The sequence below is a fragment of the Streptomyces sp. NPDC056296 genome (assembly GCF_042268605.1).
Classification (GTDB): domain Bacteria; phylum Actinomycetota; class Actinomycetes; order Streptomycetales; family Streptomycetaceae; genus Streptomyces.
Genome location: NZ_JBHJRX010000024.1, coordinates 92476 through 105905 on the forward strand (window position 1 = coordinate 92476; position 13430 = coordinate 105905).

11 protein-coding genes are annotated in these 13430 nt (G+C 73.4%); 8 read left to right on the forward strand and 3 right to left on the reverse strand.

The features are described 5' to 3' along the window. Window positions 1-16 precede the first annotated feature (16 nt). Window positions 17-1327 carry a TerD family protein gene (locus ACFCZF_RS19345; protein WP_376672676.1) on the reverse strand — a complete coding sequence of 437 codons (1311 nt, stop codon included), beginning with the start codon at window positions 1325-1327 and terminating at the stop codon, window positions 17-19. A 296-nt stretch (window positions 1328-1623) separates the two neighbouring features. On the opposite strand from ACFCZF_RS19345, the gene ACFCZF_RS19350 reads away from it, so the two are divergent. The 4 genes from ACFCZF_RS19350 to ACFCZF_RS19365 all read left to right on the forward strand — a co-directional run bounded on the left by ACFCZF_RS19350 (window position 1624) and on the right by ACFCZF_RS19365 (window position 6309). Next, entirely contained in the window at window positions 1624-2064 is a 441-nt protein-coding gene (locus tag ACFCZF_RS19350; protein ID WP_376672677.1) for a DUF6643 family protein, read from the forward strand. 42 nt (window positions 2065-2106) lie between these two features. Further along, a complete protein-coding gene (locus ACFCZF_RS19355) occupies window positions 2107-2934 on the forward strand; it encodes an MOSC domain-containing protein (RefSeq protein ID WP_376672678.1) in 828 nt (275 codons plus the stop codon). A gap of 222 nt (window positions 2935-3156) precedes the next feature. Further along, the gene (locus ACFCZF_RS19360) at window positions 3157-3762 is read left to right on the forward strand and encodes a hypothetical protein (protein ID WP_376672700.1); all 606 of its coding nucleotides are present in this window, start codon (window positions 3157-3159) and stop codon (window positions 3760-3762) included. Between the two features lie 108 nt (window positions 3763-3870). After that, entirely contained in the window at window positions 3871-6309 is a 2439-nt protein-coding gene (locus tag ACFCZF_RS19365; RefSeq protein ID WP_376672679.1) for a right-handed parallel beta-helix repeat-containing protein, read from the forward strand. Window positions 6310-6361: 52 nt separating this feature from the next. Here the strand turns inward: ACFCZF_RS19365 and ACFCZF_RS19370 are convergent, their stop codons facing one another. Then, window positions 6362-8611: a hypothetical protein gene (locus ACFCZF_RS19370; protein WP_376672701.1), complete on the reverse strand. Its 2250-nt coding sequence runs from the start codon at window positions 8609-8611 to the stop codon at window positions 6362-6364. 498 nt (window positions 8612-9109) lie between these two features. On the opposite strand from ACFCZF_RS19370, the gene ACFCZF_RS19375 reads away from it, so the two are divergent. Both ACFCZF_RS19375 and ACFCZF_RS19380 read left to right on the forward strand, forming a co-directional pair. Beyond that, window positions 9110-9931, forward strand: a complete 822-nt coding sequence (locus tag ACFCZF_RS19375; RefSeq protein ID WP_376672680.1) for a DeoR/GlpR family DNA-binding transcription regulator — start codon at window positions 9110-9112, stop codon at window positions 9929-9931. Between the two features lie 118 nt (window positions 9932-10049). Continuing rightward, window positions 10050-10523, forward strand: a complete 474-nt coding sequence (locus ACFCZF_RS19380) for an SRPBCC family protein (RefSeq protein ID WP_376672681.1) — start codon at window positions 10050-10052, stop codon at window positions 10521-10523. A 94-nt stretch (window positions 10524-10617) separates the two neighbouring features. On the opposite strand, the gene ACFCZF_RS19385 is transcribed toward ACFCZF_RS19380, so the two are convergent. Further along, entirely contained in the window at window positions 10618-11742 is a 1125-nt protein-coding gene (locus tag ACFCZF_RS19385) for a PLP-dependent cysteine synthase family protein (protein WP_376672682.1), read from the reverse strand. A gap of 370 nt (window positions 11743-12112) precedes the next feature. On the opposite strand from ACFCZF_RS19385, the gene ACFCZF_RS19390 reads away from it, so the two are divergent. After that, window positions 12113-12436, forward strand: coding sequence for a hypothetical protein (locus ACFCZF_RS19390; protein WP_375910347.1), 324 nt, complete (start codon window positions 12113-12115; stop codon window positions 12434-12436). A 184-nt stretch (window positions 12437-12620) separates the two neighbouring features. Then, window positions 12621-13169 (forward strand): ATP-binding protein, encoded by a 549-nt coding sequence (locus ACFCZF_RS19395; protein WP_376672702.1) that lies wholly within the window; start codon window positions 12621-12623, stop codon window positions 13167-13169. Window positions 13170-13430: the final 261 nt, after the last annotated feature.

The window sequence follows — 13430 nt, forward strand, 5'->3', positions numbered from 1 at the left end:
CCGGCCGGCAGGGGGTTCACTTCCGGCCGGGGGTCCAGTTCATGCCCCACCCGTAGGCGTAGTCGACCGTTCGCTGCGGGCTCACGCCGCGTTCGGGCACCAGGTAGCGGGCCTCGCGCTGGACGACCAGGTCGCTGCCGGTGTTGGTGATCAGCGCGAGGGCGCACACCGTCGAGGGCACCGTGCACTCGTCGAGCGAGAAGTCGATCGGGGCGCCGTACTGCGGCTGGAGGGTGACCGTGGCGTGCAGGTCGGCGAAGGAGCGGGCCCCCTCGTAGATGGTGACGAAGACGAGGACGCGCCGGAAATAGTGCTTGTGGTCCAGGTTGACGGTGAGGTTCTCGCCGCTCGTCACGGCGCCGGTGCGGTCGTCGCCGTCGAGGTGGATGAACGGCGGTTGGTGCAGGGATCCGAAGGCGTTGCCGAGGGCCTGGACGACTCCCTTGCTGCCGTCGGTGAGTTCGTACAGACAGCACAGGTCGAGGTCGAGGTCGTCGTGCATGGCGACCGGGCGGCCGAGCTTGCGGGCCCAGCCCGAGAACTGCTTGCGCACCTGCCAGTTGAGGTTGACGCGCATGGCGCCCGAGGTGCCGCCCTGCTTGGTCAGCGAGACGGAGGGTGCCGCCTTGGTGAGCGTGACCTTGGTCAGGCGGACCGGCTCCGCGGCGGGCGCCGACGGGGGCGGGGCGGCGGCCGGCCGCGTCGTGGGAGGGGTCGGCCGCGTCGTGGGAGGGGCCGAGGGTGCCGGCGGCGGCACGGTGACCGCGGGGGCGGGCGGCGCCGGCGGGGCGGCCGGGGCCGCCTGCTGCGGCTCGTCCACCGAGATGCCGTAGTCCGTGGCCAGGCCTTCGAGCCCGCTGTCGTAGCCCTGGCCGACGGCACGGAACTTCCAGGCGCCCTGGCGGCGGTAGAACTCGCCGAGCACGAAGGCCGTCTCCACGGTCGCGCCCGGGTTGTCGAAACGTGCCGCCACCGTGTTCTGCGCGGCGTCGCGGACCTCGATGTACAGACCGGGGACCTGCCCGAACGAACCACCGTCCGAGGAGGCCGCGAGGATCACGGTCTCGATCGCGGGCTCCACGCGCGCGAGGTCGACCAGCAGGCTGTCGGTCACCCGGCCGCCGGCGTCCCGCTTGCCCTCGTGGCGGACCGCGCCGGAGGAGTGCGCCGACTGGTTGTAGAAGACGAAGTCCGCGTCGGAGCGCACCTTCCCACCCACCAGGAGCAGGGCAGAGGCGTCCGCGTCGGGCACGCCGGGACCCGAACGCCAGCCCAGTTCGACCCGCAGCGCCGTCGTCGGCACCGGGGTGTTCGATCCTTTCGACATTGGCATGTCCGCCCCCATCACGTGTCACCGAACCGGGCTGCGTCCCGGCGGTTCGCCAAGTTTTACGCGCCCAACCTATTCCCCCCGTCACCCGCCCCTGACGAGGAGTGCGGCAAGACGTCCGGACAACCGCCGGTAACCCGCCCGGAACTCGGCCTTTACCGCAAGATCGCGTTTCGCGACGCCCCATTTTGCCAAGTTCGCTCGCATTGGGGATCCCAGGTCACTGCGGACACGGAAAACAACCCTCTTATCGGTCTCCCCAACCAGCACATCGTGGGCTTAACTTATGTGCCATGACCTCCCCCCGCTCCACTTATGGCGGCGGCTATTACTCCGCCTCCTTCCCGGACACCCCGATCTACGACTCGCTCGTGGCCGAGCGGGGCACCCCGCAGATCGCCCCGATCCGGGTCCCCGCCGCGTACGACGCGCCGGGCAGCCACCTGCCCGCGCTCCCGTCGGCTCTGCCCGCCCTCCCGGCGGGCCCGTCCCAGCCCTCCTACGGCTACCCGCAGCAGGTGCCACAGCCCGCCCCGCTGCAGCAGGCCCCCGCCGCGTACATCCCGCACCAGGCGACCGCGCCGCGCGGGTACCCCGGTCCCCATCAGCCGCAGCAGCACCGCCCGGCCGCGCCCGGCCCCGCGGGATACGAGGCGATGCGCCCCGCGGCCCCCCGGCCGGCCCCGGCGCCGTATCAGGACCCGTACAACCAGCAGCAGTACCGCGGCTACTGAGCCGTCCGCGGCGTTGTCGGTGCCGCCTGGCACGATGACCTCATGGGAAACGCGCGGCTGCAGTCGATCCACGTCCATCCGGTCAAGGCGCTCCGGAGCCTGGCGCTCCGGGAGGCCGTCGTGGAGCCCTGGGGGCTGACCGGAGACCGCCGCTGGATGCTGATCGACGACGGGGGAAAGGTCGTCACACAACGCCGGCAGCCGCGCCTCGCCCTGGCCGCCGCCGAGTTTCTGCCCGGCGGCGGCGTCCGGCTGTCCGCGCCCGGCCGGGAGCCGCTCACGGTGCCGGTCCCTCGCGCGGTGGGCACGGTCGTGGTGCAGATCTTCCGCGACAAGGTCGATGCGCTCCCCGCGGAGGGGGACGCCGTGCACGCCTGGTGCAGCGCCTTCCTCGGTACGGACGTGCGACTGGTGTACCTGGACGATCCCGCCACGCGCCGGCCCGTGGACCCGCGGTACGCGCTCCCGGGCGAGACCGTCTCCTTCGCCGACGGCTTTCCGCTGCTGCTCACCGCCACGGCCTCCCTGGACGCCCTCAACTCCCTGATCGCCGAGGGCGAGCACGCAGACGAGGGCCCGCTGCCCATGAACCGCTTCCGGCCGAACGTGGTCGTCTCCGGCACCGACGCGTGGGCCGAGGACGGCTGGTCGCGCGTCGCCGTCGGCGAGGTCGACTTCCGGGTCGCCAAGCCGTGCGGGCGGTGCGTGGTGGCGACGACCGACCAGGGCACCGCCGAGCGGGGCAGGGAGCCCCTGCACAGCCTCGGGCGGCACCGCCGCCTCGACGGCGGGCTGGTCTTCGGACAGAACCTGATCCCGGTCGGCCGCGGCACGATCCGGGTCGGCGACCCGGTGCGGATCGTCGAGTGAGATGCCGATACCTCCGGGGGCGGGTTCCGGACAGGGGCGAATACCCCGGGAACCGGGTCCGCGGCCCGCGCGTTGGGCTTTGTGAGACGTTCATGAGAAACAGACGTTCATGAGAAACCCGGCCGCGAGCCCCGTCGAAAGGCGATGACGCGCTCTCCCGGACCGGCCCGCGCATGGACGGCTCGACCGGGGGCGGTACGGAGCGGGAAGGGGGTGCGGATGGTGCGGGCGATCAGCGGGCTGTGGCGCTGGCGGCACAATCCGCTGTGCCGCGCGACCGACCTCGCCGAGGCGTGGGTGGCGCTGGCGGGGCTGCTGTTGATCCTGTCCGTGGCACCCCTGGTCGGCGCGCGCGTGGGCGGCGCGGCGCAGGACGCCATGCAGCGGTCGGTGCGCGACCAGCACGAGTCCCGGCACCGGGTGACGGCCACCGTGGTCCGCGCTCTGAAGCGTCCGCCGGTGACCGTCGACCCCGACGGCGCGCCCGCCGGGGGACTGCGCAGCCGTGTCCTCGCCGACTGGACCGCGCCGGACGGATCGAGACACGAGGGCGCCGTCGTGGCGAGCATCGCCGACCCGGGCCCCGGCGACCGCTTCGCCATATGGACGGACGGACAGGGCCGGACGGTGGCCCGTCCACTGGACTCCGCGACCGCGACGACGCACGCCGTGCTCGCCGGGTTCGGCGCCGCCGTCGTGGCCGCGGCCCTGGTCGAGGCCGGCCGACGGATCGTCGTGTGGCGCATGGTCCGCCGCAGGTACGCCCGCTGGGAGCGGGAGTGGGACCGGGCGGGCCCGGACTGGGGCAGGACCGGCGCGGGCAGTTGACGGGCTTCCGCCTCCGGTCAACTCACCACCTGTGCGCACGCTACGGTGGACCGGCCGAACCCAATCGGCGACGACCCGCGTACGACGAGGTGGGGGCACAGCAACGCCATGGCACAGGGCACGGTCCAGGTGACGCACACCGGCACCTCGCGGTGGCGGCGCCGCACAGGTGAGTACGCATCGCTCGCCGCCGCCCTGGAGGCCGCGGCCGACGGTGACGTCCTCACCGTCGCCCCCGGGACCTACCGGGAGAACCTCGTCGTCCAGCGGGCGGTGACCCTGCGCGGGCCCGAGGGAGCCCAGGGTTCGGTACGGATCGCGCCGGTCGACGGCGTACCGCTGACCGTGCGCGCCTCGGCGGTGATCCAGGATCTGCACGTGGAGGGCCAGGACGCGGCGGCGCCCGCGGTGCTCGTGGAGGACGGGACGTCGGAGCTGCTGGATCTGCGGGTGGTCACGCGTTCCGCGTCCGGGATAGAGGTGCGCGGCAACGCGCGGCCGACGGTGCGGCGTTGCACCGTCGACAATCCGGCGGGTGTCGGCATCGCCGTTCTCGACGGTGGGGGCGGCGTGTTCGAGGAGTGCGAGGTCGTCTCGGCCGGTCAGGCGGGCGTCGCGGTGCGCTCCGGCGCACACCCCCGGCTGGAGCGCTGCCGGGTCCACCACGCCGCGGGTTCCGGCCTGACGGCCACGGGCGAGGGGTCCTCGCTGGAGGCCGTGGGCTGCGAGGTCTACGAGGTGCGGGGCAGCGGCGTGCAGGTCACCGGCCGGGCCACCGCGCACCTGACCGACTGCGACGTGCACCGCACCACCGGTGACGGCGTCACGCTCGACACGGACGCGGTGCTCACGCTCGCCGACTGCCGTATCCACGACATCCCGGAGAACGCGGTCGACCTGCGCTCCCGTTCCGTCCTCACCCTGACCCGCACGACCGTGCGGCAGTTCGGCCGCAACGGCCTGTCGGTGTGGGACCCGGGCACGCGGGTGGACGCCAACCAGTGCGAGATCTTCGACAGTACCGGCGACTATCCGGCGGTCTGGGTCAGTGACGGCGCCACCGCGGTGCTCGACTCCTGCCGGGTGCACGACGTGCCGGACGCGCTGTTCGTCCTGGACCGCGGTTCGCGCGCGGACGTCGTCGACAGCGACCTGTCCCAGGTGCGCAACACAGCGGTCTCGGTGAGCGACGGCGCCACCGCGCAGCTCGACGACTGCCGCATCCGGGACGCGGCCACGGGCGCCTGGTTCCGCGACCACGGCAGCGGCGGCACCCTGAACAACTGCACCCTGGACGGCAACCGCACCGGCGTGATCGTCACCAAGGGCGCCGACCCCACCATCGAGCGCTGCACGGTCGACTCCCCCTCGGAGGCCGGCGTCTACGTGTCGGCCGGCGGCCGCGGCAGCTTCCTGAACTGCCGGGTGACCGGCAGCGCCGGCTACGGCTTCCATGTGATCGACGGCTGCCGTACGACGCTGCGGAAGTGCCGTACGGAGCGGTGCGCGCGCGGCGGGTACGAGTTCGCGGACGGTGGCCCGGACACGGCATACGACTCCGGTCCACTCGTCGAGGACTGCACCAGCGACGAGAGCGGCGGTCTGGCGCCGCCCCCCGCGCCGGAGCCCGTCGTGCAGACGGTGAGCCGGTCCCCCGGCCTGCTGGGCTCGATCCCCGGGCAGCGCAGCACCGAGCAGGAGCCCCTGATCGCGGGCGCCGCGCCCGAGGAGCCGGCGCGCACCTCCAAGGACGTCCTCGGCGAACTGGACGCGCTGGTGGGCCTGGACAGCGTCAAGCGCGAGGTCCGGGCCCTGACCGACATGATCGAGGTGGGCCGGCGCCGGCAGCAGGCGGGCCTGAAGGCCGCGTCGGTCAAACGCCACCTGGTCTTCACCGGCTCCCCCGGCACCGGCAAGACGACGGTCGCCCGGCTGTACGGCGAGATCCTCGCCTCCCTCGGCGTACTGGACAAGGGGCACCTGGTCGAGGTGTCCCGGGTCGACCTGGTCGGCGAGCACATCGGCTCCACGGCGATCCGCACCCAGGAGGCGTTCCAGCGGGCGCACGGCGGCGTGCTGTTCATCGACGAGGCGTACGCGCTCTCTCCCGAGGACGCGGGCCGCGACTTCGGCAAGGAGGCCATCGACACGCTGGTGAAGCTGATGGAGGACCAGCGGGACTCGGTCGTGGTGATCGTCGCGGGCTACACGGCGGAGATGGAGCGTTTCCTGTCCGTCAACCCGGGTGTGGCGTCCCGCTTCTCGCGGACCATCACCTTCGGCGACTACGGCGCCGAGGAGCTGCTGCGGATCGTGGAGCAGCAGGCCGACGAGCACGAGTACCGGCTGGCGCCGGGCGCGGCCGAGGCGCTGACGAAGTACTTCACGGCGATCCCGAAGGGCCCGGCCTTCGGCAACGGCCGTACCGCGCGGCAGACCTTCGAGGCGATGGTGGAGCGGCACGCGAGCCGGGTCGCCCAGGTCTCCGACCCCAGCACGGACGACCTGACCCTGCTGTACGCCGAGGACCTGCCGGAACTGCCGTAGACGGACCCACCGGAGCCGCGGCGGAAACTCCGGTGGGTACGGTCCGTACCTCTCAGCAGTCTTCGGGTCCGCCGTCCGCGGCCGGGACGGGTGCCGTCCGGCCGGTGTGGCGCGGTGCCGGTACCTCCGGGCGCAGCCGGGCCAGCAGCCGCTGCCGCTCCTCGGCGAAGGCCGGGTCGGCCTGGTAGTCGGAGTGGCCGAGGAGCGGCGCGGGCAGCGGGTGGAGTTCGGTGCGGCCGTAGGTGAGCGGGTCCTTGAGGGGTGCGCGGTCGACCGCGGGGCCCGAGTCGCCGGGCAGCCGCATCGGGCCGCCGATGGGGTCGGTGCGCCGGTAGAGGTTGCGCCAGCAGTCGACCTCCTCGTGCAGCGAGGAGAGCTCGGCCGGTCCGAAGTGGGCCGGGAACCAGCGGCCGTACAGCCGCTCCAGCGGGGAGCCGTAGGTGAGCAGGGCGACCCGTTTGCGGGCCGACGGCTCCAGCTGCCAGGCCGCCGCCGCGGCGAGGACGCTGCCCTGCGAGTGCCCGGAGATGACCAGCCGCCCGCCGGTGGCCCGGGTCCAGGTCGCCATGCGCCAGGTCAGGTCGGGCACCGCGCGCTCGGCGTAGCAGGGCGGTGCGAAGGGGTGGGCGGCGCGCGGCCAGAAGGTGCCGACGTCCCACAGGATGCCGATCGTGCGCCGCGCGGAGGCGTCCTTGTAGGCGCGCCTGCCCCAGGTGACGAACAGTATGAAGCCGAGGCCGATGAGCCAGGAACCCAGCGCCTGCGCGGTCTGCGCGGCGCCGTGCACGACGGCGTACGTCCCGCGCGTGGCGTCGCCGGGCACCTGGTCGGTGGTCAGGGCTCCCACCAGGGCTCCGGCGCCCAGCAGCAGGGTGGCGGCGGAGGTGATGGCGACGAGGAGGGGGGCCCGATCGGTGAGGGTGGCCAGGGCGCGGGTGAGCGCGATGCGCCGGGTGCGTCCCGGGTCCCCGGCCTCCCCGGGGTGATCGCCCTCCACGGCCTCCCGTTCGGCGCGGGCGAGGCGCCAGGTGCGCCGGGCGAGCGCGGCGCAGAGCAGCAGGACGACGACGAGCAGCGGCGGGATGACGGACGCCTGCCAGGTCAGCAGGACGGGCGGGCCGTCGATCGAGGTGCCGGTACCGTCCAGCCAGTCCGACACCCGCTGGGAGACACCGCCGGACATGACGCCGCCCAGCGCGCAGGCCAGCATGGCGACGGCGGGGCCGCCGAGGCCCCGGATCGCGGCACGGGCGTCGGGGAGGCCGCGGTGGAGGCTGTGGGCGACCACGGCGAGGACGATGACCAGCAGACCCTGGACCAGGGCGATGCCGCCGAAGGTCATGTCCCCCGGCAGCCGACCGCCCGACGCCCACTCCGGGCGGGTCCAGCCGCCGTACAGCAGGGCGAGGACGAACAGGACGAGGGCGGCGAGCGGCAGGCGTCGTACGAGGTGCTCGTCGAGTGTCCGGTCGAGGCGGTTCTCGCTGCGGCCCCGGCGGCAGACCACCGCGACCACGGCGACCGCCCCGGCGGCCAGCACGGCCTCCAGGGCCCAGCCCAGCGCGTCGAGCAGGGCCGGTCCGCCCGGCCGGCGGTCGAAGCGGGCCGCCGGTGCGCCGACCGCCGCGGCGACCGTCAGCAGCGCGGCGGCGGTGTGCGCGGCACGCAGCCGGGCCACCAGACGGCGTCCGTACCAGAACCCGGGCCGGCCGAGGGCGGTGCGGGCGGCGTCCTCCTCGGGGTCGGCCTCCCGGTCCATCGGCTGCTGGGACTCGTACGCCCGCCAGGTGCGCAGCGACAGGTACCACAGCAGGCCGGTGAGCGCGGCGGGCACGGCGGCCGCGAGGGCGAGCCTGCGGCCGGGCGTGCTCCACCAGCCGCCGTCCGACATCACCGGCGACAGAAAGCCCAGCCAGGAGTGCCGTTCGGCGCACGCGCGCGTACCCGCGCACTGCCAGGCGACGAGGTCGAGGGCGACCTCGCAGGCCGCGGCGACCAGCAGCACCGTCAGGGTCAGTCCGACGAGCCGCACCAGCAGTCCGTACAGGCGGACCGTCCGGGTCCGGCCGTGCGCGGTGGGCCGCATCCAGTGGGCGAGGTTGACCACCATGAACGGCAGGAGCAGCAGCCACAGGGCGCGGGTGCCGTTGCCGGAGGTGAGGTTGCACCAGACGTAGGCCTCGGGCACCGGCCGGCCCCGGTAGTCCTCGGGGCGGGACTCGGCGTCGGCGTCCTCGGTGCGCCGGAAGACGGCCGCGATGTGGTCGCCGGTGATCCGCACGGTCCGCGGGTCGTCCAGCATCTCGGCGGGTGTCGTGCCGCCCACTCCGTGGACCAGGAGTTCCAGGGCGGTGCCGGTTCTCCCGCCCGTCTCCTCTGTTCTGTTCGTTCCGCCTGTTCCGCCTGTTCCGCCTGTTCCGCCTGTCTCGTCTGTTCGGGCTGTTCCGGCTGTTACGTCGTTCGGTCCGGGGGCGTCCTGTCCGCCCGTCCCGGCCCGATCCTGCGCCTGTTCCACTGTCCGCACTCCCCCGTGACGCGCCGTCGGCTCTGTCCGTGCGGGCACAAGGATCTCCGCTGAGCGGGCGGCGTGCACCCCTCGGCACGGAATCTCCCCGAACCGTGCGACAGGTGACACCGGGACGGGGCGGAAGTGACATGTGCGCGGCGGACAGGCGGTGGCGCGGCCCGTGTCGGGGCGTGCGAGGATGGGATGTCCACGCACCGGAGCGGGAGAACTCCTCGTCGTAGCGGGTGCGCCGGGCATGTCGGGCGGTTTCGCGGCGAAAGGACCGAAGCGTACGTGAGTGAGAATCCGAACCTCCTCGCGGAGCAGCGGCGCGCCCTGATCCTCGACGAGGTGCGCCGCCGGGGCGGAGTCCGGGTCAACGAGCTGACCCGCAAGCTCGGCGTGTCGGACATGACGGTCCGCCGCGACCTCGACGCCCTGTCCCGGCAGGGCGTGCTGGAGAAGGTGCACGGCGGCGCGGTCCCGGTGGTCGAGGCGAGCACCCACGAGCCGGGGTTCGAGGCGAAGTCGGGTCTGGAGCCGACCGCCAAGGAGGACATCGCACGGGCCGCGGCGGACCTGGTCGCGCCGGGAGCCGCGATCGCCCTGTCGGGCGGTACGACCACGTACGCGCTGGCGCACCGGCTGCTGGACGTGCCGGACCTGACGGTGGTCACCAACTCCGTGCGGGTGGCGGACGTGTTCCACGTGGCGCAGCGCACCTCGGGGGCGCGGCAGGGTGCGGCCACGGTGGTGCTGACGGGCGGGGTGCGTACTCCCTCCGACTCGTTGGTGGGCCCGGTCGCCGACCAGGCGATCGCGACGCTCCACTTCGACGTGCTGTTCCTCGGCGTGCACGGGATATCGGCCGAGGCCGGCCTGTCGACGCCGAACCTCGCGGAGGCCGAGACCAACCGGCGGCTGGTGCAGTCGGCGCGGCGTGTCGTGGTGGTCGCCGACCACACCAAGTGGGGTGTGGTGGGCTTGAGTTCGTTCGCGGCACTGGAGCAGGTGGACACCCTGGTGACCGACGCCGGCCTGCCGGCGGACGCCCGCGCGGAGATCTCGGAGCACCTGGGGCTGGTCGTGGCGGGCGAGCCGGAGACGGCAGACTGATCCCGGCGGACGCCGGCGCGCACCCCTGGCCCCGCTGACACCCGGCGTACCTCCGGCTATCGTGGCGCCTCCTGGCCGATCGTCCGCATTCGCGGCTTCGCTCAAGGGGGTTGCGACCATGGCTCGCCGTCTGCGTCCGGTGGGTCTCGACTTCGTCGAGACGGCTCCGGTACGCCTGGTCTTCGCGCGGGAGATCTCCGCCGCCCCGGACGCGGTCTTCCGCGCGCTGGCCGAGGACGTACCGGGCTGGACCGCCTGGTTCTCGGCGGTGACGTTCGCCCGGCCCATCGGTGAGGGCGCTGGTCGCGAGATCCGGCTCAGGGGCGGTACACGCTTCGTGGAGACGGTGCTGGCGGCCGAGCGGCCCGAGGTGTACGCCTATCGCGTCGACGTCACCAACGCGCCCGGCGCCCGGGCCATGGTCGAGGAGTGGCGGCTGGCGCCGGCCGGGACCGGCACGCGCGTGCGGTGGACGTTCGCCGCGGACGGCACGGCGCCGTTCCGGTTCGTGCTGAACCGCGCGCGTCCGGGTCTGGGGCGGGCCTTCCGGGACGCGGTCACCTCGCTGGACCGGCGGCTCACCCGCCCGTAGCGCGCGGCCGAACCGCCCGCCGCGTGCGGCCGAACCGCCCACCGCGCGCGGCCGAACCGCCCACCGCGCGCGGCCTGCGCCTCGTCGCCCCGGGTCAGCCGGGCCAGGTGCCCGTGTGCAGCAGGGACTCGATCGCCGCCGTGTACGGGCCAATGTCGAGGCCCTGTTCGGCGAGCCAGGCGTCCGAGTAGTACTTGTCGAGGTACCGGTCCCCCGGGTCGCACAGCAGCGTCACCACGCTGCCCCGGCGTCCCTCGGCCACCATCTCGGCGACGATCTTCAGCGCGCTCCACAGTCCGGTGCCCGTGGAGCCGCCCGCCTTGCGGCCGATGGCCTGTTCCAGGGCCCGGACGGCGGCGACGCTCGCCGCGTCCGGCACCTTCATCATGCGGTCGATCGCGCCGGGCACGAAGCTCGGCTCCATACGGGGCCGGCCGATGCCCTCGATCCGGGAGCCGCGGTCGCAGGAGACGTCCGGATCGCCGGTGGTCCAGCCCTCGAAGAAGCAGGAGTTCTCCGGGTCGGCGACGCAGACGCGGGTGTCGTGCTGCATGTAGTGGACGTAGCGCGCGAGGGTCGCCGAGGTGCCGCCGGTGCCGGCCGTGGCGACGATCCACGCCGGTTCGGGGAACCGCTCCAGCCGCAGCTGACGGAAGATCGACTCGGCGATGTTGTTGTTGCCGCGCCAGTCCGTGGCACGTTCGGCGTAGGTGAACTGGTCCATGTAGTGGCCGCCGGTCTCGGCCGCGAGGCGTGCGGACTCCTCGTACATCCGGCGGGAGTCGTCCACGAAGTGGCAGCGTCCGCCGTGGAACTCGATCAGGCGGATCTTCTCGGCGCTGGTCGTGCGCGGCATGACGGCGATGAAGGGGACGCCGATCAGCTTCGCGAAGTACGCCTCGGACACGGCCGTCGAGCCGCTGGACGCCTCGATCACCGGGCGGTCCGGCCGGATCCAGCCGTTGCACAGGCCGTAGAGGAAGAGTGAGCGGGCGAGGCGGTGTTTGAGGCTGCCGGTGGGGTGGGTGGACTCGTCCTTCAGGTACAGGTCGATGCCCCACCGCTCGGGCAGCGGGAAGAGGAGCAGGTGGGTGTCGGCCGAGCGGTTGGCGTCGGCCTGGACCTTGCGCACGGCTTCTTTCAGCCAGGCGCGGTAGGCGGTGTCGCTGTGGTCGACGTCGAGGGTGGCGCCGGTGCGGGTCTGCTGGGGGGTGCTCACGACGGGGCTCCTTAGGCTGCGCGCCGACGGCGCGTCGCGCGGCCGACGCCTCGATCATAAGCACCTTCCATACGCTTCTCACCTGCATAAACACACCTTTGGGGAGTCCAAAGGCTGCCCTGGGGCCCGGTGTCCGGCCCGATGCCCGGCCCGGTGTCCGGCCCGGTGGGGGCGCATTCGCGCGAGTGCTCCGGTCGCCACCGGAAAGGGCGGGTGCGTACTGGTGCTCGGCGCGTGGTGCGGGCAGACTGCCAGCGGGCGGGACCGGGTTCCCGCCGCGGGCGCACACTGCAGCACGACACGAGCCGGCCGGTACCGGGCCCAGCGAGGTGCACGGTCCGGCAACCGACGCGCACGAGGGGGCGACGGCATGGCGGAGCCGGAGTTCAGGGCCACGGGGGTGCGGATCGGCAAGCGGCTGCGTTCACTCACCCGGGCCGGAACGGTCCGGATCAGCGGTGGCCGAGTGGAGTTGCTCACCAGCTACGGCAGTGAGATCGACAGCGCTCCGGTGCAGGCGGTACGCGCGTCCCGGCCCTGGTTCGCCCCGGAGGGCCGGGCCCTCGCCGACCTCAACGGCGAGCGGTACCTGCTGACGCTCGGCGAGCGGGACCCCGCGCCGGGCGAGCCGGGTCCGCCCGCGGCTCGCCGCTTCATCGAGGCGGTGCGCAGGGCGGCCGGGCACCGCGGTTGAGATGTCCGTAAGTTGCGGTGCCTCACCCCTTGCGTCACGCTGGTCTCACGTCACTCTGGGTTTACCGGCGATAACGCTGCGAACCAGCCCGCCGGCCATGACAGCAGGCGGCGATGCGCCGCGTGCGCCCTGCTGGATCCGAACTCCGTGTTCTTCCGGACCTCTATGTCGGGGAGTCGCAGCCGTGATCAGTCACCCAAGCAGACACTGCACGGTGGAGCTCCAAGCCCTGCCGTCGCGGATCGGCCAGGTCCGCAGAATCGTATCTGCGCAATTGCGCTACTGGCATATGGATTCCCTGATCGACCGAGCCGCGCTCGGCGTGACGGAGTTGTTGACCAACGTCCACCTGCATGCCCGGCCCGACAAGACGTGCATCGTGGAGATAGAGCTGGTCCTGGACCGGCTCACCGTCTCCGTGCGCGACCACGATCCGCGTCTGCCCGTGGTGGACGACGCCGAGCCGCTCGCGACCTGCGGGCGCGGGCTCTCGATGGTGGCCGCGATGAGCGAGAGCTGGGGTGCCCGGCCGGACGGCGAGTCCGGCAAGGTCGTCTGGTTCACGCTCCCGACGGCCGTCACAGCCGCGCCGGTCACCGCGCCACCCGCCTCCGCGCGCCCGCCGCGACGCCTGGTCGAGGAGGTGCCGGCCGCCGCGTTCGCGGAGGTCGAGCACGCGGTCGACCTGGGCAGACCCCAACCCGCTCCCGCCCGGTCGGCCGTTGCCGGCTGACCGGGCGGTGACCCTTCGCTGCCGCGGGCCGTGCGGTCGGGTACCGGTCTCGCCGCCGGCGCGCGGTCCGGCGCCGGATCCGGTCGGCGCCGGGTTTCGGTTGGCGCCGAGTTCCGGTCGGCTCCGGGTTTCGGTCGGCTCCGGATTACGGTCGGCTCCGGTCTGCGCCGGCCGGGCCCGGCGACGCCTATCGGCCATCCTCGACCGCCAGTTGGGCCGGTCGACGGTCATCGCCGCCCGCTGGACGCGCCCGGCGCCAGG